This window comes from Nocardioides thalensis, from assembly GCF_013410655.1.
GTDB classification, from domain to species: domain Bacteria; phylum Actinomycetota; class Actinomycetes; order Propionibacteriales; family Nocardioidaceae; genus Nocardioides; species Nocardioides thalensis.
Genome location: NZ_JACCFP010000001.1, coordinates 1,161,407 through 1,185,172 on the forward strand (window position 1 = coordinate 1,161,407; position 23,766 = coordinate 1,185,172).

Here is a 23,766-nt window from a genome sequence, read left to right on the forward strand (position 1 = left end):
ACTCCGCGCCCGAAGGGGGAAACGGGCCTCGAGCACTCACACCGATAGGCTTTCGTCCATGCCACAGGTACGCCGCGACAGCGTCGCCTTCACGGTCGTGGTGACCGTGGCGGTGCTGATCGGTGCTGCCCTGATGCTGGGGCTCCTCGCCCTCGCCGGCGCCCCGGGCACGGTGCTGCTCGCGACCGCCTTCGCGGCCGTGCCGGTCGGCCCGCTGGTCGCGACCTACCTCTGGCTCGACCGCTACGAGCCGGAGCCGAAGTCGATGCTCGTCGCCGGCCTGCTCTGGGGCGCGTTCGTGGCCACCGCGGCCGCGATCCTGGTCTCGGGCGTCGGCGGCCTGGTCGTCGGCGTCACCGAGGAGCAGTCCCTCGCCGTCGTCGCGCCCGTGACCGAGGAGGCGACCAAGGGCCTCTTCCTGGTGCTCCTGCTCTGGTGGCGGCGGGCCGAGCTCGACGGGATCCTCGACGGCCTCGTCTACGCCGGCATGGTCGGCATCGGCTTCGCGTTCACCGAGAACATCCTCTACCTCGCCGCCGCCTACGACGGCACCGACGGCATCGGGCCCGGCGGCATCGAGGGAGTCACCGGCACCTTCGTGCTCCGCTGCCTCATCAGCCCGTTCGCCCACCCGCTGTTCACCGCCTTCACGGGCATCGGCATCGGGATCGCGGTCGGCTCGCGCAGCGGCGCCGTTCGCGTCCTGGCCCCGCTCGGCGGCTACGCGTGCGCCGTCGTCGCCCACGGCATCTGGAACGGGTCGACGCTCGTCGGCACCGATGCGTTCTTCCTCGTCTACGGCGTGCTGATGCTCCCGGTCTTCGTCGGCCTGATCGTGCTCGCGGTCTGGTCCCGCTCCTTCGAACGGCGGATGCTGACCGCGGCACTCCAGGACGCCGCGCGCCGCGAGCTGATCCCCGCGACCGACATCGGCTGGGTCGTCGATCTCGGCGCCCGCCGGCTCGCCCGCCGCCACGCGCGCGAGCGCGGCGGCCCCGACGCCGAGCGGGCGATGGTCGACTTCCAGCAGGCGGCCGTCGAGCTCGGCTTCCTGCACCACCGCATGCTCCGCGGCACGCCGCCGCGAGACTGGCAGGCCCGCGGCCAGGAGCTCGTGGCGCGCATCCAGGTGGCCCGACCGTGGTTCGCCTTTCCCGGACAGGTGGTTCCCCAACGATGAGCAAGCACGCACGGGACCCGCTGCTCGACGGCAAGATGCTGACCGAGACGGTGCGGCTGCGCGGTGCCCTCCAGGCGGCGCCGCTCCCGCTCGACCTGCCCGGCGCCGTACCCCTGCGCGAGACCCGCAAGGCGATCATCGACCAGCTCGAGGACTACGTGATCCCGCGGCTGATGTCGCTGGAGGCGCCGCTGCTGACTGTCGTCGGCGGCTCTACCGGCGCGGGCAAGTCGACGCTCGTCAACTCGCTCGTCGGCCACCGGGTGACGACGCCGGGCGTGCTGCGCCCGACCACGCGGTCTCCCGTCCTGGTCCACCACCCCGACGACGCTCAGTGGTTCGGGCCCGACCGCCTGCTGCCCGAGCTCAAGCGGGTGCACCACGTCACCAACGACCCCGACTCGATCCAGCTCGTCGCGACCGACGCGATCCCGCCCGGGCTCGCGATCCTCGACGCTCCTGACGTCGACTCGGTCGAGGAGCGCAACCGGATCCTCGCCGGCCAGCTGCTCGCCGCTGCCGACCTCTGGCTGTTCGTCACGTCCGCCGCGCGCTACTCCGACCAGGTGCCCTGGGAGTACCTCAAGCAGGCCGCCGACCGCTCGACGGCCGTGGCGATGGTGCTCGACCGCACCCCGGCCGACTCGGTGCCGACCGTCTCGACGCACCTCGCCCGGATGATGGCGGCCCGCGGCCTCAAGGACTCGCCGCTCTTCGGCGTCGCCGAGGGTCCGGTCGACGACCAGGGCCTGCTGCCGAGCGGTCACGTCGCCGAGATCCGCAGCTGGCTCGAGGCCCTCGCCGACGACGCGTCCGCGCGGCACGCGATCGTCAGCCAGACCGTCGAGGGGGCGATCCGCACGATCACGCGGCGCGTCTACCCGATCGCCGACGCGGCGGCCGAGCAGGTCGACGCCGTCGCCCAGCTGCTCGCCCTCGCCGACAAGGAGTACGACGGCGCGGTCCACGAGGTCGTCATGTCCGCCCAGGACGGCACCCTGCTGCGCGGCGACCTGCTGGTGCGGTGGCGCGAGTTCGTCGGCAGCGGCGAGCTGCTCCGCTCCCTGGAGGCCAAGGTCGGCTTCGTCCGCGAGCGGCTCGTCAACGCGATCAAGGGCAAGCCCCAGCAGGCCGAGCGGGTCGGCGCGGCGATCGAGACCACGCTCGAGACGTTCGTCGTCGAGCGTGCCGAGCGCGTCGCCGACGCGGCCGCGATGGCCTGGGCCACCACCGACTACGGCGCCAAGCTGGTCGCACCCGGAGGACCGTGTGCCGAGCTGACCCGCGCCTCGCGGGACCTGCGGCGCCGTACCTCCCTGGAGGTGCACGGCTGGCTCGACGAGGTGCAGGAGATCGTCAAGCGCGAGACCGCCGAGGTGCGCAACACCGCCCGGTTCCTGGCGTTCGGCGTCCGCGGCCTGGCCGTCACCCTCGCCGTGGTCACGCTGGCCGGGGAGGACACGACCGACGAGTCGGCGCTGCTCGGTCGCAAGGTGCTCGCCACGGTCGTCGACGATGCGGCCGCGAGCCGGATGACCGAGGCGGCGCGCGCCGGTCTGCTGCGGCGGCTCGAGACTTTGCTCGCGGGTGAGCGCAGTCGCTACCTTGCCCCTGCCGACCAGTGGCAGCTGACGCCCGAGGCGGGCGACGCGCTGCGCCAGGCTGCGCGCCGGGTCGACGACCTCCGGTTCGCCGCGGCAAAGCGAGATGGTGGAGGACACTTGTGACGACGGCCCAGGACGCCGAGGCTGACGAGCTGCGTGATCTGGCGACCCGCGGCACGCCGATCGGGCAGCGGATCAGCGGGCTCGAGTCCGCCATCGCCGCCGCGCGCGGCAAGCTCGACGAGACGCTCCTCGACGAGGTCGAGGCGACCGCCTCGCGGGCAGCCGGCCGGCTGCGCCTGTCGGCGACCCACACCGTCGTCGCGATCGCGGGGGCGACCGGCTCCGGCAAGTCGTCGACGTTCAACGCGCTGACCGGGCTCGAGCTCTCCTCGACCGGCGTCCGCCGCCCGACCACCTCGTGGGCGACCGCGTGCGTGTGGGGGAGCGAGGGGGCCGAGGAGGTGCTCCAGTGGCTCGGCATCCCGCCGCGTCACCAGACGATGCGCGAGTCGATGCTCGACACCCGGCACGACGACCGTGCGCTCGACGGCGTCGTCCTCATGGACCTGCCCGACCACGACTCGACCGAGCTCGCCCACCACCTCGAGGTCGACCGGCTGGTCGAGCTCGCCGACCTGCTGGTCTGGGTGCTCGACCCCCAGAAGTACGCCGACGCGGCGATCCACGACCGCTACTTCGTGCCGTTCACCGCCCACCAGGACGTCATGCTCGTCGTCCTCAACCACATCGACACGATCGCCGAGGACCGGCGTCAGGCGATGGTCGACGACGTACGCCGCCTCCTCGCCGCCGACGGTCTGCCCGATGTGAAGGTGCTCGCCGTCAGCGCGAAGACCGGCATCGGCATGGACGAGCTCCGCGCCGAGCTGGTGCGCCGGGTCGAGGCGAAGAAGGCGACGACCGCGCGCGCGGAGGCCGACCTGCGCGCGGCCGCCGAACGGCTGGAGCAGGCGGGCGGCGCGGGCCGCACCCGCGAGCTCCCGGCCCAGCGCGTGCGGGAGCTCGAGGACGCCGTCGCCGGCGCTGCCGGTGTGCCGACCACCGTCGCTGCCGTCGAGCGCGACGTGCGCCGCCGCGCATCCCGGGCGACGACCTGGCCGCCGCTCGCCCTGTTCGGCGGTCGTCGCGACCCGGAGCTCACGCTCGACGGACGGCCCAAGGTCAGCTGGGTGCAGCGGTCGACGGTCGACACCGAGACCCGCGCGCTCGTCGACGAGGCCACCGAGGGGTTGACCCCCGCGTGGGCCGACGGCGTACGCCGCGCCGGCACCGAGCGTCTCGACCAGCTCAGCGACCGGATCGACGCCGGCCTCGGGAAGGTCGACCTCGGCAGCGAGCGGCTGCCCGCGTGGGTCGGCCTGCTGAGGGGCGTCCAGTGGTCGCTGTTGCTGGCCGCCGTCGTCGCCGGGCTGTGGTGGGCCAACGTCGAGCTCGACCTCGTGCAGCTCGACGGGGAGCTCGGCTCGCCGACCGAGGTCGCGGGCTTCCCGCTCCCGGCCGTGGTGCTGGCCGGTGCGCTCGTCCTGGGACTGGTGCTCGCGGTGGTCGGCCGGCTCCTGGCGGGCAGCCTCGCCCGCTCCCGCGCCGAGCAGGCAGACGACCGGCTCCGCGAGGTCGTGACGGCCGCCGTCGCGGCGGAGGTGGTCACCCCGACCAGTGAGGCGCTGGCGTCCTACACCACCTTCCGCAACGGCATCGCCAGCGCGGTGCGGTGAGCCCGGCGGGCCACCTGGCGTCCACAGGGCTCGCGTCCGCAGATCTCCTCCACAGCTGATGCTCCCGCGGCTGCGCCGTGTCGGGCCCGACGACTGGACTCTCGTCCGATCGGCCGCACCGGCGGCCGGAGACTCGGAGGAGAGATCATGTCCAGCGACGTCATCGTCACGCTCGAGGGATGGGTCGGCAACGACCCGCAGTCGTTCAGCGCCGGGGAGGTCAGCCTCGCCAAGTTCCGGCTCGGCCACACCCCGCGACGCTTCCGTCGCCAGACCGGGGACTGGGAGAACGGCGAGACCCAGTGGTTCACCGTCACCGCCTGGCGCCAGCTCGGCGCCCACTGCGTGCGCTCGATCCACAAGGGCGACCCGGTCATCGTGCGCGGCAGGCTGACGCAGCGCACCTGGCAGAACAAGGCGGGCGAGGACGTCGTCTCGCTCGAGGTCGAGGCGCTCTCCGTCGGCCACGACCTGTCCATGGGGATCTCGAACTTCGTCAAGACCGTGGGCCTCGGGCGCGGTGACAACGGGCAGGTGTCGCGCGGCGGCCAGGCCGGCCAGGTCGACGCGGTCGACGTCGTGGCCGACTGGCGTGCGCCCGGTGCCGAGCCGGAGAAGCCGACCGCCCTCGCCGGCGGCGAGGGCCCGGGAGACTCCTCCGCGGCCTGAGCCGCGGAGGAGTCACCTCACATCAGGGCTGATAGCTGACCCAGACCGGGTCCTGGACGAGCTCGAGCACCTGCTCGAACGTCAGCGGGGGAGCGTCCGCGGTCGGCGGTGCGTAGCCGGGCTTGTCGCCGGTGGAGTCGGCCACGTAGACGTTGATCGCGCCGCCGTCGGGGAGCACCAGGTCGGCGTTGTGGTAGGTCGTCCCCTCGTCGACCTCGGTCGAGACGTCCCCGATCACGGTCCCGTCCTCGTCGCGGATCAGCTCACAGCGCAGGTACTCCGGCTTGCACCCGATCCTCCGCTCGTAGGGGACCGGGTCGGCGGCGACGCTGGTGTGCTCCTCGCCGTTCTCGTCGGTCCACGTCCTGGTGCCGGTCGGGAGCTCCGCGATCGGCGGCTGCAGCAGCAGGTTGAACGCTCCGGTGCCCGTCGGCGCGTCGAGGTGCAGCCACAGGTTGCCGGGTTGTCCCCGGCGCTCCTCGGCGTCGGTCCCGGGGTCGGCGTTGGTCACCCCGCTCGGGAGCCTGGCCTCGAGCTCGGCGAGCATCCGCGGCGCGGGCATGCTCCACCACCCCTCGTCGACGGGCGGGAAGGGGTGGGACGGCGACTGCGAGGGGGAGCCCCCGAGCGGCACCGGGTCGGGCGCCGTCGATCCGCCCCCGCCGAGCGCGGGGAAGGTCAGCGCGCCGACGGCGGCGATCGCGGAGATGCCGCCGGCGGCGACCGCGCCCCGTCGCCGGTTCCGGATCCGGCGGCCCGCGGCCATGGCGGTGGACGTCACGTCGGGGGCGGTGGTGTCGTGCAGGGCGCGGTGCAGGGTGGCGCGGACGTCGGCGCCGTCGTCGAGCTGGGTGTTCATCGGTGGCTCCTGGAGGTGGGAGGGGCGGTGGTGGCGGCGACGCGGCGGCCGGGCTCGGCCTCGTCGGCCCCGTCGGCCGGGTCGGTCAGCAGCTCGCGCAGCGCGCGCAGGGAGCGCAGGCTGCGGTTCTTGACGGCCGCCTCCGACAGGTGCAGCAGCCGGGCGGTCTCGGCGACGGTGCGGTCCTCCCAGTAGCGGAGGACCACGACGGCGCGGTCCAGCGGAGCGAGCTCGCGCAGGGCAGCCATCAGGACGATGCGGTCGACGGGGTCCGTCGGCGCGAGGCCCGACCGATCGTCGACGCGCAGGTCGTGGTCGGCGACCGGCACCTCGCTGCTGCTGCGTCGCCGCTTGTCGGAGAGGAACGTCTTGATCAGGACGCCGTGGGCGTAGGCGACCGGGTCGTCGGCGGCGCTGACCCGGGACCACGACGCGTAGACCTTGGCGAGGGTCGACTGGAGCAGGTCCTCAGCGGCAGCGGTCGAGGTCGTGAGCAGCCAGGCGTTGCGGTAGAGGTTGGTGGACCGTGCGGCAGCGAACGCCGAGAACTCCTCGTCCTGCCGTGATCTTCGGCTCATGTGACTCCTCGTCGGAGGGATGTGGTGACACCGTAGAGACGTCACGACCCCGCTGGAGGTCTCACGCGGGTTTCACCGTAGGCTCGGGTGCATGGCTGAGTACGTCCTCTCGCTGCGCAACGTGCGCAAGGCCCACGGCGACAAGGTGGTCCTCGACAACGTCACGCTCTCGTTCCTGCACGGCGCCAAGATCGGCGTCGTCGGGCCCAACGGTGCGGGCAAGTCGTCGCTCCTCAAGCTGATGGCCGGTCTCGACCAGCCCAACAACGGCGACGTCATCAAGGACCCCGACGCCACCGTCGGCATGCTCCAGCAGGAGCCGCCGCTCACCGAGGGCAAGACGGTGCTCGAGAACGTCGAGGAGGCCGTCGGCGACCTGAAGGCGAAGATGAAGCGCCTCGAGGACGCCTACATGGAGATGGGCGACCCCGACGCCGACCAGGACGCGCTCATGGCCGAGACCGGCGAGCTCCAGACCTACCTCGACAACCACAGCGCCTGGGATATCGACAGCCGGCTCGAGCAGGCGATGGACGCCCTGCGCTGCCCGCCGTCCGACGCCCTCGTCGACAACCTCTCCGGTGGCGAGCGCCGTCGGGTGGCGCTGTGCAAGCTGCTGCTCCAGCAGCCCGACCTGCTGCTCCTCGACGAGCCCACCAACCACCTCGACGCCGAGTCGGTGCAGTGGCTCGAGGGCCACCTCAAGGGCTACCCCGGCGCCGTCCTGGCGATCACCCACGACCGCTACTTCCTCGACAACGTCGCCGAGTGGATCGCCGAGGTCGACCGCGGCTCGATCCACGGCTACGAGGGCAACTACTCCACCTACCTGGAGACCAAGAAGGAGCGCCTCAAGATCGAGGGGCAGAAGGACGCCAAGCGCGCCAAGATGCTCGAGAAGGAGCTGGAGTGGGTGCGCTCCAACGCCAAGGCGCGGCAGACCAAGTCCAAGTCCCGCCTCGCGCGTTACGAGGAGCTGGCGGCCGAGGCCGACAAGGCCCGCAAGATCGACACCGCGGACATCAACATCCCGCCGGGCCCGCGGCTCGGCGACGTCGTGCTCGAGGCGAAGGGCCTCACCAAGGCGTTCGGTAACCGGGTGCTGTGGAACGACATCTCGTTCACCCTGCCGCGCGCCGGCATCGTCGGCATCGTCGGCCCCAACGGCGTCGGCAAGACCACCCTGTTCCGGATGATCACCGGCAGCGAGGAGCCCGACTCCGGCGAGCTCCAGGTCGGCCAGACGGTGAAGATCTCGTACGTCGACCAGAGCCGCGGCGGCATCGACCCCAACAAGAACGTGTGGGAGGTCGTGTCCGACGGGCTCGACTTCATCAAGGTCGCCAACTTCGAGATGAACTCGCGGGCCTACGTGGCGTCGTTCGGGTTCAAGGGACCCGACCAGCAGAAGAAGGCCGGCATCCTCTCCGGCGGTGAGCGCAACCGGCTCAACCTGGCGCTGACGCTCAAGCAGGGCGGCAACATGCTGCTGCTCGACGAGCCCACCAACGACCTCGACGTCGAGACGCTGTCCTCGCTCGAGGACGCCCTGCTCGACTTCCCCGGCTGCGCCGTGGTCACCTCGCACGACCGGTGGTTCCTCGACCGCATCGCGACCCACATCCTCGCCTGGGAGGGCACCGAGGAGGCCGAGGGCGAGTGGTTCTGGTTCGAGGGCAACTTCGCCTCCTACGAGGAGAACAAGGTCGAGCGCCTCGGGCCCGACGCGGCGCGTCCGCACCGGGTCACCCACCGCCGCCTGACCCGCGACTGAGGCAAGGGCCGTCGGTCAGGCCGCCGGTCAGCCCCGGTCGTCGCGCAGCTCACGCTCCGGGTGGTCGCCGATGAGGCGGTCGGCGACCGCGTTCATCACCCGGCCGAGTGCCGCGAAGTCGTCGGCGTCGACGAGGTCGACGAGGTAGTCGCGCACGCCCGCGACGTGGCTCGGCGCCACGTTGCGGAGGAGCAGGTCGCCGCGGTCGGTCATCCGGCAGATGACGCCGCGGCCGTCGTCGGGCGACTCGCAGCGCTGGACCAGGCCGTCGGCCTCCATCCGCTTGACGGTGTGGGTCACCCGGCTGCGGCTGTGGGCGAGCGAGTCGGCGAGCCGCGCCATCCGCAGCTCGCCCTCGGACTCGGACAGGCGCACGAGGATCTCGTACTCGACCAGCGAGATGCCGTGCTGGCTGCGGAGGTCCTCGTCGAGGCGGTCGAACAGCAGCGTGCTGCCGAGCACGAGCGCGCGCCACGACCGCTGCTGGTCCTTGTCGAGCCAGCGCGGCTCGCGGCGTCGCCACGCGTCCCGGGTCGACGCCCGGCCGTCCTCACTCACCCGGGAAGTGTAGGACGGGATTCCACGACCCGTCGGGGTCACCTCAGCTGAGGCGCTCCAGGATGAGGGCCATCCCCTGACCACCGCCGACGCACATGGTGATGAGCCCGGTGCTCTTGTCGTGCCAGTCGAGCGAGTTGAGCATCGTGTTCTGGAGCCGGGCGCCGGTCATGCCGAACGGGTGCCCGACGGCGATCGCGCCGCCGTTGACGTTGAGCTTGTCGATGTCGACGCCCAGGTCCTCGGCCGAGGGCAGCACCTGCGCGGCGAAGGCCTCGTTGATCTCGACCAGGTCGATGTCGTCGATGGTCATGCCGGCGTACTTGAGGGCGTTGCGGCTGGCCTCGACCGGACCGAGGCCCATGATCTCGGGCGACAGGCCGCTGACGCCGGTGGACACGATGCGGGCGAGCGGGGTGAGTCCGAGCTCGGCGGCCTTGGTGTCGGACATGACCACGACCGCCGCCGCGCCGTCGTTGAGCGGGCAGCAGTTGCCGGCGGTGACCACGCCGTCGGGGCGGAAGACCGGCTGGAGCTGCGAGACGGCGTCGTAGGTGACGCCGGCGCGCGGGCCGTCGTCCTTCGTCACGACCGTGCCGTCGGCCAGCGTGACCGGGGTGATCTCCCGCTCCCAGAAGCCGTCGGCGATCGCCTTCTCGGCGAGGTTCTGCGACCGGACGCCGAAGTGGTCGAGGTCCTCGCGCTTGAGGCCGCGGATCGAGGCGACGTTCTCGGCCGTCTGGCCCATCGCGATGTAGACGTCGGGGAGCTGGCCGTCCTCGCGCGGGTCGTGCCACACCTTGCCGCCCTGGGCGTAGTCCTCGGTGCGCTTCTGCGCGTCGGCGAACTTCGGGTTCTTGGTGTTGGGGATGTGGTCGGACGTGCCGAACTGGAAGCGCGACACGGTCTCGACGCCGGCGGAGATGAAGACGTCGCCCTCGCCGGCCTTGATCGCGTGGAACGCCATCCGCGTGGTCTGCACCGACGAGGAGCAGTAGCGGGTGATCGTGGCGCCGGGGATCTCGTAGCCCATCAGCGCGGTCACGTTGCGGGCCATGTTGTTGCCGGCCTCGCCGCCGGGGAGGCCGCAGCCGAGCAGGAAGTCGTCGACGTCGTTGGGGTCGAGGGCCGGGATCTTCTCGAGGGCCGCGGTGGCGATCAGCGCGGTGAGGTCGTCGGGCCGGAAGTCCTTGAGGGACCCCTTGTTGGCCCGCCCGATCGGCGTACGGGCGGCGGAAACGATGACGGCCTCGGGCATGACACTCCTCGTCGAGCGGGTCGGAAACGCCGCCCAGCCTAGTGCTGCCGCTCTGCAACGTGTTGCAGTCGTGTCGTATCCCACACCCGGTGCAGACAGTCCCACGGCGCGTGGAACGATGACGGCGTGCGGCATCGCTTCGCCTGTCCGGTCCGGTGGGCTGACCTCGACCTCCTCGGCCACGTCAACAACGTGCGGTACGTCGACTACCTCCAGGAGGCGCGGCTCGACATGCTCCGCGCGCACCGCGAGCAGTCGGGCGCGACGGGCGCCGGGGACGACCCGGCGGACGGCATCATCGTGATCCGGCACGAGGTGACCTACACGGCGCCGCTCGGCTTCCGGTTCCGCCCGGTCTTCATCGAGTGCTGGGTCACCTCGCTCCGGGCGGCGACGTTCGCGATGTCCTACGAGGTGTTCCACGAGTCGCCGGAGGGCGAGCGCACGGTCTACCTCCGCGCGACGACGGTGCTGGCGCCGTACCGCCTCGACGAGGAGCGGCCCCGCCGCCTCAGCGCCGAGGAGCGCGCGGCACTCGAGATGTACGTCGAGGACGCGGCCCCGCTGCAGCGGCCGGCCCCGTTCAGCGTGCGCCGCAACGAGGAGCTCCGCTACCCGGTGCACGTCCGGTTCTCCGACGTCGACGTCTACCGCCACGTCAACAACGTCGTCTACTTCGAGTACTTCCAGGAGGCGCGGATCCGGCTGCTCGCCGCGCTCGGTCGCGGGCTGACCGAGGTCCCGGAGGTGCACACGGTCGTCGCCCAGGCCGACGTCGACTACCTGGCGCCGATCACGCTCCGGGCCGCCCCCTACGACTGCTGGTCGCAGGTGGCTCGGGTCGGCAGCCGCTCGATGACGATCGAGTCGGAGATCGCCGACGGCGACCGGGTCCTCGCCCGGGCCCGGGTGGTGATGGTCTTCTTCGACAGCGCGACCCAGCGGGCGACGGAGCCGCCCGCGGTCTACCGGGAGCGGCTGCTCGCGGCCCACGAGGGCAGGCCGCTCGCGCCGGTCTCCTAGAAGCTGGATCTAGGAGCTCTCCGGCGGGGGGAGCGCCCGCAGCTTCTTCAGTCCGCGGTGGCGGGCGACGCGGACGGCGACGGCGCTGATGCCGAGCGCCTGGGCCGTGCCCGCGACGTCGAGGTCGAGGACCTCCAGGCAGGTGATCACGTCACGCTCCCGCTCGGGGAGGGTCGCCAGCGCGTGCCGTACCCACGCCTCGCCGACGAGCGCCGACTCATGCCCGGGCACCGTCTCGTCGACGTGGAGCACCACCCCGTTGCGTCGCCCTGCGCGACGACGGGCGTTGGAGGCGTGGTTGCGGGCGATGCCGAAGAGCCAGCCGGCGAAGTCGGAGGAGGATCCCTCGAAGTCGGCCACCTTCTCGGCGGCGACCAGCCAGGTCGCGGCAGCGAGGTCCTCGGCGGAGTCGCCGCCGGCAGCCGCCGCCCGGGTCTCCAACCACAACAACAAACGCCCGGCGTGTGCTCGGTAGAGCTCGCGCCAGGCTTCGGAGTCACCGCGTTTCGCCGCGGCGACGAGGTCGTCGTCGGATGTCACCGAGCGTGTTCGTTTCCTGTTCCCGGAGGTGGACGGCGGGCGGGTGGTGTGCGTCCCGATAGCGCACATCGTCTCGTTACTGCTACCCGGTGTCCCGGGTTCCGCCGTCATTCTGCGGGGTGGGCTGCCTCCTGGTCTAACTCCCGCGCTCAGCCGTGCGCGTGGTGGTCATGGCCGTGGCCGCGGCCGTTGCCGTGCTCCTGGTGGCCGTGGCCGTTCTTGGGGCCGCGCGGCCCCTTTCCCTCCTTGGGACCCCGGGGTCCCTTTCCATCCTTGGGGCCTTTTGGGTCGTGACCGTTCTTCGGTCCCTGCGGGCCTCGGTCGTCGCCACGGTCCCTGGGGCCCGTGTCCTTCTCGCCCTTGTCGCCGCGGTCGTCGCGACCGTCGTGCTTGCCCTCGTGCTTGAGGTCGCCGTCGGCGTGGCCCTTGCCCCGCGGCCCGGAGGCGTCCGCGTCGCCGTCGGTGCCGGACGACTGGTCGGGGGCTCCGGTGGAGTCTGTGGCGTCCGGCAGCCCCGGGGACGTGGGGCTGCCGGACGCGGTGGAAGCGTCGGAGTGTGGGGTTTCCGGCGCTTCGGTGCCCGGGGTGGCTGGTCCGTGCGTGGGCTGCTCCGCGGGGGCGACCGGTGAGTCGATCCCCGGCAGGGCTCCCGCAACCCACGTCGTGGCTCCGATGGCCGCGACCGAGGCCGCAACCGCCAGGAGCCGGACAGCAGTCGTCCGGGCAGTGTGTGGAGCCGGCGTCGACGCGGCGCTGAGCGCCGCCAGCCGGCCGAGCAGGACAGGATCGGGCTCGAGGGTCGGTGGGGCGACCCGCAGCTGCTTCCTGTCGAACTTGCTCGTCACACCCCTACCTGTCGCCGGAGGACCGTGGCGTTACTTCCATGTCGCCTCGAATTCGCCCGGATCGACGTGGTCCGCGTCACACAGCGGTCGCGGTCACCCCGGGGTGTTGACCATGAAGTTGGCGGCGTGCTCGACGTACTCCCAGAACCGGGCGTCCTGCTCCGGGGTGAGGTCGACGGCGTCGAGGCCGGCGCGGAAGTGGGTGAGCCACCGGTCGCGCGCCTCGAGGTTGACCTCGAACGGGGCGTGCCGCATCCGCAGCCGCGGGTGACCGCGCTGGTCGGAGTACGTCGTGGGGCCGCCCCAGTACTGCACGAGGAACAGGAGGAAGCGCTCCTCCGCGGGGCCCAGGTCCTCCTCGGGATACAGCGGACGGAGCACCTCGTCGTCGGCCACGCCCTTGTAGAAGGTCGCCACGATCGTGCGGAAGGTCTCGAACCCGCCGATCTCGTCGTAGAAGGACTGCTCCTCGGTCACCGCACCATCATCCCGCGTCGGTGGTGGACGTCGGCGACTGGTCGGGCTTCCGCTCGTCGCGGTGCCACACGACCCGCTGCGCGAACGGGATCTCGATGCCCTCGTGGTCGAAGCGGGTCTTGATGCGCTGGCGCATCGCCCGGGCGACGGCCCACTGCTCGAGCGGTGCGGTCTTGATGAGCACGCGCAGCGTCACCGAGTCGGGGCTCAGCATCTCGACGCCGGTCACCTCCGGCTCCTCGATGATCACGTGGCGGTAGTCCTCGTCCTCCCACAGGTCGTGCGCGATCTCGCGCAGCACCTGCTGGACACGGATCAGGTCCTCGCCGTAGCCGACACCGACGTCGACCACCGCCCGCGACCAGTTCTGGCTCTTGTTGCCGACCCGCACGATCTCGCCGTTGGGGACGTACCAGACGGTGCCGTCGAGGTCGCGCAGCCGGGTCATCCGCAGCGTGACGGCCTCCACCGTGCCGTTGGCCTCGCCGACGTCGACCACGTCGCCGACGCCGTACTGGTCCTCGATGAAGATGAAGATGCCGGCCAGGAAGTCGCGGACCAGCGACTGGGCCCCGAAGCCGAGCGCCAGGCCGATGATGCCCGCGCTGGCGATGATCGGCGCGATGTTGACGCCGAGCTCGCTGAGGATCATGGTGCCGATCACCGCGACGATGATCACGGTGACGATGCTGCCGAGGACGCCGGCCATCGTCGCCGCGCGCTGCTTGCGTCGCGCGGTCACGGCGGACTCGACGCGCTCGCCCAGCACGCCGGTCTCGGCCCGGCGGGCGATCCGCCCGATGATCTTGTGGAGCAGCCACCGCAGCAGCAGCCCGAACACGACGAGCCCGAGGATCGCCAGCGGCTTCCCGATGAGGACGTCGGACCAGTTCGCCAGGCGTTCGTTGCCGGTCCAGTCCCAGACCAGCTGGCAGGTGCGTTCGCCGTCGGCGCAGGGGCTCGGTGCCTCCTCCGCGGCCGCGGCCGCCGTCAGGACGGGGGTGAGGGCGTTGATCGGCATTGCTCCAGTGAACCAAAGCGGCGAGCGCCGGGGACGGGTCGGGCCGGGATGCCGGTGGTGAGCCGCGACCGATAGTCTTCGCCTCGTGACCAGCGCCAGGACCAGCCCCGTCGTACGCCGCGCCCTCGCCGCCGCCATCGCCGTGCCGGCCGCGCTCGCGCTCTCCGTCGTCCTCGCCGGACCGGCGGCCGCCGGCACGCCGGCGGTGTGGGAGGAGAGCGACCCGGTCGACTTCGTCAGCGCGGCCCTGCTGTTCGCCGGTGTGCCGCTGCTCGTGTTCGTGGTCGTCGCGGCGCTCGTGCTCGGGCCGTCGCTAGCGCGTGGCGAGTCGCTCGCGCCGGGTGGCGGCGAGCAGGACTCCCAGTGGCTCGGCGGACCGCGCAAGGCGGCCGGTGAGCTCGCCGCGCCCGACGCCGAGGGCTCGCAGGCCGGCGGCGCCGGCGGCCGCTGGTAGCGGATCGCCCGGGGGAGCGGGGGTGAGCATGGAGCTGACCACGAAGGATCGGGCCGCGCTCGACGCGACCATCCGCTCGGCCGAGCAGCTGTGCCGCGCCGAGATCTCGGTCTACGTCGGCAAGGTCGACGGCGACGACGCCCGGGCCTTCGCGACGAGCCTCCACAACACGCTGGTCGCGCCCGCGCGCAGCATCCTGATCATGGTCGACCCCGAGCGGCACGTCGTCGAGGTCGTCACCGGCGGCTACGTCCGGCGCAACCTCACCGACGACGAGACTGCCCTCGCGGTCGAGGAGATGACCCGCTCCTTCGCCGACGGCGACCTCGCGGGCGGCCTGACGCGGGGGATCCGCCTGCTGGCGGACCACGCCCGCGCCTGACCTCCTGCTGCTACTCCGCGTCCTTGGCCTGCGCGGCCAGTGACCTGGCGATGTCGGCTCGGCCCTCGCGCACGTAGCGCAGCGCCCCGGGGTCGACGCCCGCGGAGTGGTTCTCGAGCCAGTCGTCCACCTTCGCGAGGGTCTCCTCGGTGGCGAGGACCCGGGGGAAGATGAATTCCAGCGCCACCGAGGCGCGGTGGAACCCGAGCCGGTCGATGGCTCCAGCGGTGTCGGCGAGGTAGCGGTCGACGTACGGCGCCAGCACCTCCTCCTGGCCGGCCCGCATGAACGAGTTCACGACGCTGCGCGCGGTCTCGTTGGGCGTCGAGGGATCGAGCATCGCCTGCTGCCAGGCCCGGTCCTTCGCCGCAGCGGTCGGCATCGCGGCCCGTGCGGCCGCCGCGTGCTCCTTGCCGGTGATCGTGTTGTCCCGCTCGAGCTCGGCGTCGATCCGCGCGTCGTCGGCGCGGCCGAGACGGGCGAGGTTGTTGACCAGCGCCCACCGCAGCTCGCTGTCGACCGACAGGCCCTCGAACGAGAGCGTGCCGTCGAGGAGCGCCTCGAGGTCGGCAGCCGCGTCGTCGGAGTGCGCGGCGGCGGCGTAGGACCGGGCGAACGTCAGCTGGTGGTCGGTGCCGGGCTCGGCGTTCTCGAGGAGCTTGCGCAGCCCCCGCTCCCACTGGCCGGCGAGGGCGGCGCGGCCCGCGGGCGCGCTGTAGACCGTGACCGCCTGGGCGGCGTAGACCGGGATCCGGCTGACGCCCCACGAGTCGGTCTCCGCGCCGATGTTGCCCAGCACGAGCTCGACGAAGTCGGTGGCGCGCATCTCGGCGTCGCGCGTCATGTCCCACGCGGCACCCCAGATCAGGGCGCGGGCGAGGGAGTCGTCCATGGTGGACAGCCCGGCGACCGCCGTCGCCAGCGAGGCGGGGTCGAGACGGATCTTGGCGAAGGTGAGGTCGCCGTCGTTGAGCAGCAACAGGTCGGGCTGGGTCTTCCCGACCAGCTCGGCGATCTCGGTGCGCTCGCCCTCGACGTCGACCTCGACGTAGTCGTCGCGCACGAGACGTCCCTCGGCGTTGGTGTTGTAGAGGCCGATGCCGAGCCGGTGGCGGCGCAGCGTCGGGTGGTCGGCCGGGGCGGACTGGGTGACCGCGAACGACGTGTAGGCGCCGTCGGCGCCGACCTCGAAGGCCGGTGCCAGCGTGTTGGTGCCGGCGGTCTGGAGCCACTCCTGGGCCCACCCGCTCAGCTCACGGCCCGACGACTTCTCGAGCGCGCTGAGCAGGTCGGTGAACTCGGTGTTGGCGTAGGCGTGGTCCTGGAAGTACTGCCGGAGACCGGCGAGGAACGGCTGGAGCCCAACCCAGGCGACCAGCTGCTTGAGCACCGACGCGCCCTTGGCGTAGGTGATCATGTCGAAGTTCACCTCGACCGCGTGCAGGTCGACCATGTCGGTGGCGATCGGGTGGGTGCTCGGCAGCGCGTCGGCCCGGTAGCCGGTCTGCTTGCGGGCGTTGGTGAAGCCGGTCCACGCCTCCTTGTACGGCGTGGCCTCGACCTGCGCCCAGTAGCAGGCCCACTCGGCGAACGACTCGTTGAGCCAGAGGTCGTCCCACCACTTCATGGTCACCAGGTCGCCGAACCACATGTGGGCCATCTCGTGGGTGATCACCGAGCAACGGAACTCGTAGAACGAGCGCGGCTGGCGCGACCGCGGGAGGTACTCGTCACGGATGGTGACCGTGCCGGCGTTCTCCATCCCGGCCATGTTGTACTCCGGCACGTAGAGCTGGTCGTACTTCCCGAACGGGTAGGGGAAGCCGAACTCCCGCTCGAAGAACTCGAAGCTCTGCCGGGTGAGGCTGACCAGCTCCTCGCGCTCGGCGTCGAGCTGGTCCTTCAGCGACTGCCGGGAGAAGTGGCCGATCGGGATGACGCCGTGCGCGCCCTCGTAGACGTCCTGCACCTCGTAGTAGTCGCCGGCGACGATCGCCGTGATGTACGTCGACATCGGCTTGGTGGGCGCGAAGTGCCAGGTGGCGAACCCGCTGTCGCCCGGCACCGGCTCCGGCGTCGGCGAGTTGGACACGACCTTCCAGTGGGCGGGCGCGGTGACGTTGAACGTGAACGGCGCCTTGAGGTCGGGCTGCTCGAATGTCGTGAAGACCCGGCGGGCGTCGGGGACCTCGAACTGGGAGTAGAGGTAGACCCTCCCGTCGGCGGGGTCGACGAAGTGGTGGAGGCCCTCGCCGGTGTGGGAGTAGGTGCAGTCGGCCCGCACGACGAGGGTGTTGTCGGCCTGGAGCCCCGTCAGGGTGAGGCGGCTGTCGGCGTACACCTCGGCCGGGTCGAGGGCGACCCCGTTCAGGGTCACCTCGTGGACGGTGGCGTCGACCAGGTCGGCGAAGGTCTCGGCCGCCGGCTCGCGGCAGGTGAACGCGATCGTGGTGGTCGAGCCGAACGTCTCGACACCGTCCTGCTCGGCCAGGGTGAGGTCGAGGTCGACGGTGTAGGAGGTGACGTCGATGAGCGCGGCGCGGGCGGTGGCCTCGTCGCGGGTCAGGTTGGTTCCGGGCATGCCGATCATCCTGTCACCGGGGTGGGGATTGTCAGACACCGGCGGCAGCGGATTCGTCCTTCCGGATGAGCGCGACGGCGAACTACAGACGTGTAACTTCGGAAAGTCAAGCGCGACACGCCGGTGACGCATGGGTTTCTTGGGGTTTTTGTTGCGAATGGGACCCGTTGTGGTTCAGGGTGTTGGCCATGCCCCGGGGGAGTCGACTGCTCGGTTACGGATGCGCGCTGCTGTCCAGCGCCCTGATGGCGACCCTGCTCGTGGTCACCGGGATCGCGCACCAGCCACCCGACCGCGGTGAGACCCTCCGTTCGCGGCCCGCCGCGATGGGCTCGTCCTACCTCTGCACCGGCTACGCCGGGTGTCGCGACGCCGGCTACTCCGACGCGGGCTACGGCTCGCGCAGCGGCCGCATGTACTGGCGGATGTACTCCGGGCACAACTGCACCAACTACGCGGCGTACCGGATGATCAAGGCGGGGATGTCCGAGGAGCGCCCGTGGAGCGGGAGCGGCATGGCCTACAACTGGGGCCACGCCATGGCGGACATCACCGACCGTCGCCCGGCGGTCGGGGCGATCGCCTGGTGGGACCGCTACGAGGGCGGCATCGGCTCCAGCGGCCACGTGGCCTACGTCGAGAAGGTCGTGTCCGCTGACGAGATCGTCATCTCCGAGGACAGCTGGAGCGGTGACTTCCACTGGCGCCGCATTACCCGCGACAGCGGCAGGTGGCCGAGCGGGTTCATCCACTTCGTCGACAAGGCGATGACCAACGAGGTCGCCCCGACCATCTTCGGCACGCCCCAGGTGGGCGCCCAGCTGCGCGCGTCGACCGGCAACTGGAAGCCGTCCGCGGAGACGTTCCAGTACCAGTGGCTCGCCGACGGCGTCGAGATCGCCGGAGCCACCCAGCAGACGTTCACGCCGACGGCCGCCCAGCGCGGTACCAACATCCGGGTGTCTGTCACCGCCCGCAAGCCGGACTTCGACCCCACGACGGCGCTGTCGGCGCCGACGGCCCGGGTGACCGCAGGTGAGTTCGCCGTCGAGCAGCCGACGACGATCGAGGGGCAGCCGATGGTCGACGAGACGCTGCGCGCCGTACCGGCCACCTGGTCGCCGGCCCCGCAGACGACCGTCTACCGGTGGCTCGTCGACGGCGAGATCCTCGAAGGCGCCGACGGGCCGACCCTGACGCTCACGAAGGCCATGGTCGGCAAGTCGATCCAGGCGACCACCGCCGCGCGCCGCGAGGGCTACAAGAACGCGCCCGTCCGCTCCGCCCCGGCGGGACCGGTCGTCGTCGGCGCCATCGAGCTCGACCAGGAGTACGCCGTCAGCGGGTCTCCGCAGGTGGGCGAGCAGCTGATCCTCACCCCCGGTTCCTACCGGCCGACGGACGCGGCTCCCGCCTACCAGTGGCTGCGCGACGGCGTGCCGATCGCCGGGGCGACGGGCACGACGTACGAGGTCACCGGCGCCGACCTCGGCGCCCGGCTGCGGGCGCAGGTGACGCTGACCCGACGCAACTACGCGACCCGCACGGTTCGCCTGGGGCCCGAGGGCATCGTGACGACGCGGGCCGCCGCCACGGTCGACGCGGTCGGTCGACGTGGCCGCGCGGTCGTGCGGGTGCGCGTCACGGCTCCCGGGCTGGAGGCCGTGGACGGCCGCGTGACGATCACGGTCGCCAAGGAGACCCGCACCGTCCAGCTGGTCGCCGGGCGCGCGCGGGTCGTCCTGGACGACCTGGCGCCCGGCCGCCGTACCGTCTGGGTTCGCTACGACGGGACGCCGACGGTCGAGGCTGCCCGGGCGACGACGAGCGTCCGCGTCCTCAGGTAGTCGGCGCGGAGGGAATGCGCGTCGGCAGGTAGCGGGTTGCGACGTACATGACTGCTGACGTCGCACTCGCTCGGGAGACCGGCAACAACAGGGCCGACCTGTGGTTCGACCCCCTCTGTCCGTTCGCGTGGATCACCTCGCGCTGGCTGCTCGAGGTCGAGAAGGTCCGCGACATCGAGGTCGACTGGCACGTGATGAGCCTGGCCTACCTCAACCAGGACCGGGACATCCCTGACGACTACCGCGCGATGCTCGCGCCCGCCTGGGGCCCGGTCCGCGTCCTGATCGCCGCCGCCGAGAAGCACGGCGACAAGGTGCTGCGACCGATGTACGACGCGTTCGGGCAGCGCATCCACATCGAGGGCCGCAAGCTGCACGAGCAGCAGGACCGCGGCCGGGCGCTGATCGCGGAGGTGCTCGAGGAGGTCGGTCTCGAGCCGGAGCTGGTCGACGCGATGGACGACGGGTCGTACGACGAGGCCGTCGCCCGCTCCCACCATGAGGGGATGGACCAGGTCGGCGACGACGTCGGCACGCCGACGATCGCCGTCAACGGCACCGCGTTCTTCGGGCCGGTCCTGACCAGGATCCCGCGCGGCGAGGAGGCCGGCCGGCTGTGGGACGGCTGCGTCTCCGTCGCGTCGTTCCCGTACTTCTTCGAGCTGAAGCGCACGCGGACCGGAGACCTCGACTTCAGCTGAGCCGCCGTCCTACGGTGGGGGCATGGACGCCCTGGTGCCGGTCCTCGTGAATGCTCTCGACCAGGCGGGTGACGTGCTCGACCACGTCCACGCCGACAACGTCGACGCCCCGACGCCCTGCACCGACTGGAACGTCGGGGCGCTGGCGGCCCACCTGGTGGCGACGCCCGGCAACTTCCTGACGATGATGCGCGGCGAGCAGCCCGACTGGTCCGCGCCCCCGCCCGAGCTGAGCGAGGGATGGGGCGGCGAGTTCCGGACGCACGCCGACGACCTGGCGCACCACTGGCACGAGCTCGACGGTGACCCGCCGGTCCCGGCCGGGATGCAGGTCGCGGAGCTCGCCGTGCACACGTGGGACCTGGCCACCGCGCTCGGCCGCCCCATCGGTGAGCTCGACCCGGAGGTGGCCCGGGTCGCGGTCGACTTCCTCCGGGCCAGCCTCAAGCCCGAGATGCGCGGCGAGGTGTTCGACGCCGAACGTCCGGCGCCGCCGGGCGCGGGTCCCTACGAGGAGCTGGCGGCCTTCGCGGGCCGGGAGCTGTGAGACCGGTGTGACCTGTGACTTGTGGGACTTGTGTGACTAGTGAGGCAGTTGGGAACACGCGGTCGCAGATAACCGGCGAGGCTGCTCCGATGGCGCATGCTCGATGTCCATGAGTATCTCGGACTCATTGCTCCCGCCTGCGCTGTCCCGCCGACGACTCGCGCGCCTGATCGCCGGCGCCGTCGCCGTGCCCGCTGTCGCCGCCGCGGTCCCGCCCGCGCCGGCGGGCGCCACACCGCCGGGGTCCGGCGGCCGGGTCAGGCTCCGGCGTGACGCCGGCTCCGTCGTCAGCGCCGCCGAGCTGCCGCTCGCCGAGCACGCCGGGGTGACCCGCTCCGCGGGCACCGTCCGCACCGCCGTCATCGAGACCACCGGCTTCTCGATGCTCGGCGTCACCTGGGCGTCGGGCACGGGCCACGTCCGGGTGCGGGTACGCCGCGCCGCGGGCGGGTGGAGCGACTGGGAGTCCGTCGCGCGGATGCACGACGGCCCGGACACCGGGTCCGCAGAGGGCCGGCGGGCACGCGGCGGCACCGAGCCGATGTGGGTCGGGCGGGCGGAGGCCCTCCAGGTCGAGGTGACCGGCTGGGCCCAGCAGCCCGTGCTGATGCTGATCGACCCGGGCCGCCGCGCGGAGGACGCGGTCGCCGTACCCGAGGCGGAGCGTGACGACACCGTCGCGCGGACCGCCACGGGCGACCGCGACCGCACGCCGAAGCCGCGTCTGCTGACGCGCAGGGCCTGGGGCGCGAACCCGAAGCTGCGCGACGGCACCCAGGTGGTCAACCGCGACCTCGAGCAGGTCCACCTCCACCACACGGTCAACAGCAACAGCTATGCGCGCAGCGACGTGCCGGGCCTGATCCGTGGCATGTACCGCTACCACACCAAGGGCCTGGGCTGGTCCGACCTCGGCTACAACTTCCTCGTCGACCGGTTCGGCCGCATCTGGATCGGCCGCAAGGACAGCGGCCGCAAGCTCGTCAAGGGCGCCCACACGCTCGGGTTCAACCATCGCTCGATGGGCGTCGCGGTGATCGGCAACTTCGAGGTCAAGCGGCCCAACGACAAGATCGTCCGCGCGATCGTGCAGCTGGCGGCGTGGCGCGTCGACGCCTACGACCTGCGCCCGCGCGACACGATCAAGCGCAAGTCCCAGGGCAGTGACAACTACGCCCCGGGAGAGACCGTGTGGCTCCCGGTGATCGACGGGCACCGCGACACCAACGACACGGCGTGCCCCGGCAAGCACCTCTACGCCGAGCTGCCGCGCATCCGGCGCTGGGTGCACACGCGGATCCGGCGGTTCAACGAGGGCTGAATAGGATTCGGCCATGAGTCGAGTCCTCTCCTTCACCGCCTGGCCGTACGCCAACGGCCCGCGTCACATCGGCCACGTGGCCGGGGTGTACGTGCCCGCCGACGTCTTCAGTCGGTACATGCGGATGGCGGGGCACGACGTCGTCATGGCGTCCGGCTCTGACGAGCACGGGACGCCGATCCTCATCGCCGCCGACGAGGCCGGCCTGTCGCCGCAGGAGCTCGCCGACAAGAACCACCGGCTGATCGTCGAGGACTTCGCGGCCCTCGGCATGACCTACGACCTCTACACGCGCACCACCACGCGCAACCACGAGGCCGTGGTGCAGGAGCTGTTCCACGGCGTCTACGAGAACGGCTACTTCCTCGAGCAGACGACCTACGGCGCCATCAGCCCGTCGACCGGTCGCACGCTGCCCGACCGCTACATCGAGGGCACCTGCCCGATCTGCGGCTACGACGGCGCGCGGGGCGACCAGTGCGACAACTGCGGCAACCAGCTCGACCCGCAGGACCTGAAGGACCCGCGCTCGCGCATCAACGGCGAGGTGCCGGAGTTCGTCGAGACCCAACACTTCTTCCTCGACCTGCCTGCGCTCGCCGAGGCGCTCAGCGAGTGGCTCGACGGTCGCGAGGCCGACGGCTCGTGGCGGCCCAACGTCATCCGGTTCTCCAAGAACATCCTCGAGGAGATCCGCCCACGGGCGATGACGCGCGACATCGACTGGGGCATCACGATCCCGCTCGACGGATGGCGCGAGAACCCCACGAAGAAGCTCTACGTCTGGTTCGACGCGGTCATCGGCTACCTGTCCGCCACCATCGAGTGGGCGCGGCGGATCGGTGACCCGGAGCGGTGGCGCGACTGGTGGACCGACCCGGAGGCGCTGTCCTACTACTTCATGGGCAAGGACAACATCACGTTCCACTCCCAGATCTGGCCGGCCGAGCTGCTCGCCTACAACGGCAAGGGCGACAAGGGCGGCAGCCCGCGCGGCTACGGCGAGCTCAACCTCCCGACCGAGGTCGTCAGCTCGGAGTACCTCACGATGGAGGGCAAGAAGTTCTCGTCCTCCAAGAAGGTCGTGATCTACGTCCGCGACCTCGTCTCGCGCTACCAGGTGGACGCGTTCCGCTACTTCGTAGCGGCCGCCGGGCCGGAGAACCAGGACAGCGACTTCACCTGGGCCGAGTTCGTGCGGCGCACCAACGACGAGCTCGTCGCGGGCTGGGGCAACCTGGTCAACCGCACCGCCAGCCTGATCCACAAGAACTTCGGCGAGATCCCGGCTGCGGGCGCGCTGACCCCCGAGGACGAGGCCGTGCTCGCCTCGACGGAGGCCGCGTTCGACACCGTCGGCGACCTGATCGGCCGCCGGCGGTTCAAGCAGGCGATCGGCGAGGCCATGCGGGCCGTCGGCGAGGTCAACAAGTACGTCTCCGACCACGAGCCCTGGAAGCTGAAGGCCGACGACCAGCGGGAGCGGCTGGGCACGATCCTGCACGTCGCCGCGCAGTGCGTCGCCGACCTCAACCTGGTGCTCTCGCCGTTCCTCCCGTTCTCGGCCAACGCGGTCGACGAGGCACTGGGCGGCTCGGGCGACCTCGCGCCGATGCCGCGCGTCGAGGAGGTCGACGACCTCGACGGCGGCGCGCCGTACCCGATCATCACGGGGGAGTACTCCGACTTCCCCGAGTGGCGCCGCCACCCGGTCGAGCCGGGCACGAAGGTCGGCAAGCCCACTCCGGTGTTCACCAAGCTGGACCCGTCGGTCGTGGAGGAGGAGCTGGCTCGGCTGGGCGGGTAGC

The 23,766-nt window shown here is 71.6% G+C and carries 22 protein-coding genes; 13 read left to right on the top strand and 9 right to left on the bottom strand.

From position 1 onward, the window contains the following. Window positions 1-58 precede the first annotated feature (58 nt). From HNR19_RS05760 to HNR19_RS05775, 4 genes are all read left to right on the top strand, one after another. A complete protein-coding gene (locus HNR19_RS05760) occupies window positions 59-1,180 on the top strand; it encodes a PrsW family intramembrane metalloprotease (protein ID WP_179667028.1) in 1,122 nt (373 codons plus the stop codon). After that, entirely contained in the window at window positions 1,177-2,907 is a 1,731-nt protein-coding gene (locus HNR19_RS05765) for a dynamin family protein (protein WP_246303481.1), read from the top strand. Before HNR19_RS05760 ends, HNR19_RS05765 begins: the two co-directional genes overlap by 4 nt. Continuing rightward, on the top strand, window positions 2,904-4,523 hold the full coding sequence (locus tag HNR19_RS05770; protein WP_343047070.1) for a GTPase: 1,620 nt from the start codon (window positions 2,904-2,906) through the stop codon (window positions 4,521-4,523). Before HNR19_RS05765 ends, HNR19_RS05770 begins: the two co-directional genes overlap by 4 nt. A gap of 147 nt (window positions 4,524-4,670) precedes the next feature. Beyond that, window positions 4,671-5,192, top strand: a complete 522-nt coding sequence (locus HNR19_RS05775; protein WP_179667029.1) for a single-stranded DNA-binding protein — start codon at window positions 4,671-4,673, stop codon at window positions 5,190-5,192. Window positions 5,193-5,214: 22 nt separating this feature from the next. Here the strand turns inward: HNR19_RS05775 and HNR19_RS05780 are convergent, their stop codons facing one another. Both HNR19_RS05780 and HNR19_RS05785 read right to left on the bottom strand, forming a co-directional pair. Continuing rightward, complete coding sequence (locus tag HNR19_RS05780; RefSeq protein ID WP_179667030.1) at window positions 5,215-6,051, bottom strand: hypothetical protein; 837 nt, start codon at window positions 6,049-6,051, stop codon at window positions 5,215-5,217. Then, window positions 6,048-6,629: a SigE family RNA polymerase sigma factor gene (locus HNR19_RS05785; RefSeq protein WP_179667031.1), complete on the bottom strand. Its 582-nt coding sequence runs from the start codon at window positions 6,627-6,629 to the stop codon at window positions 6,048-6,050. Before HNR19_RS05785 ends, HNR19_RS05780 begins: the two co-directional genes overlap by 4 nt. A gap of 91 nt (window positions 6,630-6,720) precedes the next feature. On the opposite strand from HNR19_RS05785, the gene ettA reads away from it, so the two are divergent. Beyond that, on the top strand, window positions 6,721-8,403 hold the full coding sequence (gene ettA / locus HNR19_RS05790) for an energy-dependent translational throttle protein EttA (protein WP_179667032.1): 1,683 nt from the start codon (window positions 6,721-6,723) through the stop codon (window positions 8,401-8,403). 27 nt (window positions 8,404-8,430) lie between these two features. Here ettA and HNR19_RS05795 read toward each other — a convergent pair whose 3' ends face one another. Together HNR19_RS05795 and HNR19_RS05800 are read right to left on the bottom strand one after the other, a co-directional pair. Further along, window positions 8,431-8,961 carry a MarR family transcriptional regulator gene (locus HNR19_RS05795; protein WP_179667033.1) on the bottom strand — a complete coding sequence of 177 codons (531 nt, stop codon included), beginning with the start codon at window positions 8,959-8,961 and terminating at the stop codon, window positions 8,431-8,433. A 43-nt stretch (window positions 8,962-9,004) separates the two neighbouring features. Next, on the bottom strand, window positions 9,005-10,219 hold the full coding sequence (locus tag HNR19_RS05800; protein WP_179667034.1) for an acetyl-CoA C-acetyltransferase: 1,215 nt from the start codon (window positions 10,217-10,219) through the stop codon (window positions 9,005-9,007). 126 nt (window positions 10,220-10,345) lie between these two features. Between HNR19_RS05800 and HNR19_RS05805 the strand changes: the two genes are divergently transcribed. After that, complete coding sequence (locus tag HNR19_RS05805) at window positions 10,346-11,242, top strand: thioesterase family protein (RefSeq protein ID WP_179667035.1); 897 nt, start codon at window positions 10,346-10,348, stop codon at window positions 11,240-11,242. 9 nt (window positions 11,243-11,251) lie between these two features. Here the strand turns inward: HNR19_RS05805 and HNR19_RS05810 are convergent, their stop codons facing one another. The 4 genes from HNR19_RS05810 to HNR19_RS05825 form a co-directional block, all read right to left on the bottom strand. Continuing rightward, window positions 11,252-11,782: a sigma-70 family RNA polymerase sigma factor gene (locus HNR19_RS05810; protein WP_179667036.1), complete on the bottom strand. Its 531-nt coding sequence runs from the start codon at window positions 11,780-11,782 to the stop codon at window positions 11,252-11,254. A 149-nt stretch (window positions 11,783-11,931) separates the two neighbouring features. After that, window positions 11,932-12,627 (bottom strand): hypothetical protein, encoded by a 696-nt coding sequence (locus HNR19_RS05815; protein ID WP_179667037.1) that lies wholly within the window; start codon window positions 12,625-12,627, stop codon window positions 11,932-11,934. A 93-nt stretch (window positions 12,628-12,720) separates the two neighbouring features. Then, window positions 12,721-13,104 (bottom strand): globin domain-containing protein, encoded by a 384-nt coding sequence (locus HNR19_RS05820; protein WP_179667038.1) that lies wholly within the window; start codon window positions 13,102-13,104, stop codon window positions 12,721-12,723. 7 nt (window positions 13,105-13,111) lie between these two features. After that, window positions 13,112-14,125 carry a mechanosensitive ion channel family protein gene (locus HNR19_RS05825; RefSeq protein WP_179667039.1) on the bottom strand — a complete coding sequence of 338 codons (1,014 nt, stop codon included), beginning with the start codon at window positions 14,123-14,125 and terminating at the stop codon, window positions 13,112-13,114. 85 nt (window positions 14,126-14,210) lie between these two features. Here HNR19_RS05825 and HNR19_RS05830 point away from each other — a divergent pair, with 85 nt between their 5' ends. Both HNR19_RS05830 and HNR19_RS05835 read left to right on the top strand, forming a co-directional pair. Then, entirely contained in the window at window positions 14,211-14,579 is a 369-nt protein-coding gene (locus tag HNR19_RS05830; protein ID WP_179667040.1) for a hypothetical protein, read from the top strand. Next, entirely contained in the window at window positions 14,518-14,961 is a 444-nt protein-coding gene (locus HNR19_RS05835) for a DUF5130 family protein (protein WP_343047071.1), read from the top strand. The genes HNR19_RS05830 and HNR19_RS05835 overlap by 62 nt, the downstream gene beginning before the upstream one ends. A 10-nt stretch (window positions 14,962-14,971) precedes the next feature. On the opposite strand, the gene pepN is transcribed toward HNR19_RS05835, so the two are convergent. Then, on the bottom strand, window positions 14,972-17,542 hold the full coding sequence (gene pepN / locus HNR19_RS05840) for an aminopeptidase N (protein WP_179667042.1): 2,571 nt from the start codon (window positions 17,540-17,542) through the stop codon (window positions 14,972-14,974). A 188-nt stretch (window positions 17,543-17,730) separates the two neighbouring features. On the opposite strand from pepN, the gene HNR19_RS05845 reads away from it, so the two are divergent. The 5 genes from HNR19_RS05845 to metG all read left to right on the top strand — a co-directional run bounded on the left by HNR19_RS05845 (window position 17,731) and on the right by metG (window position 23,765). Beyond that, window positions 17,731-19,389, top strand: coding sequence for a CHAP domain-containing protein (locus HNR19_RS05845; RefSeq protein ID WP_179667043.1), 1,659 nt, complete (start codon window positions 17,731-17,733; stop codon window positions 19,387-19,389). A gap of 47 nt (window positions 19,390-19,436) precedes the next feature. Further along, complete coding sequence (locus HNR19_RS05850; RefSeq protein WP_179667044.1) at window positions 19,437-20,090, top strand: DsbA family oxidoreductase; 654 nt, start codon at window positions 19,437-19,439, stop codon at window positions 20,088-20,090. Window positions 20,091-20,112: 22 nt separating this feature from the next. Next, complete coding sequence (locus HNR19_RS05855; protein ID WP_179667045.1) at window positions 20,113-20,637, top strand: TIGR03086 family metal-binding protein; 525 nt, start codon at window positions 20,113-20,115, stop codon at window positions 20,635-20,637. A gap of 109 nt (window positions 20,638-20,746) precedes the next feature. Then, the gene (locus HNR19_RS05860) at window positions 20,747-21,958 is read left to right on the top strand and encodes an N-acetylmuramoyl-L-alanine amidase (protein ID WP_179667046.1); all 1,212 of its coding nucleotides are present in this window, start codon (window positions 20,747-20,749) and stop codon (window positions 21,956-21,958) included. Between the two features lie 13 nt (window positions 21,959-21,971). Beyond that, window positions 21,972-23,765, top strand: a complete 1,794-nt coding sequence (metG, locus tag HNR19_RS05865; RefSeq protein WP_179667047.1) for a methionine--tRNA ligase — start codon at window positions 21,972-21,974, stop codon at window positions 23,763-23,765. The last annotated feature ends 1 nt before the right edge of the window (window position 23,766 follow it).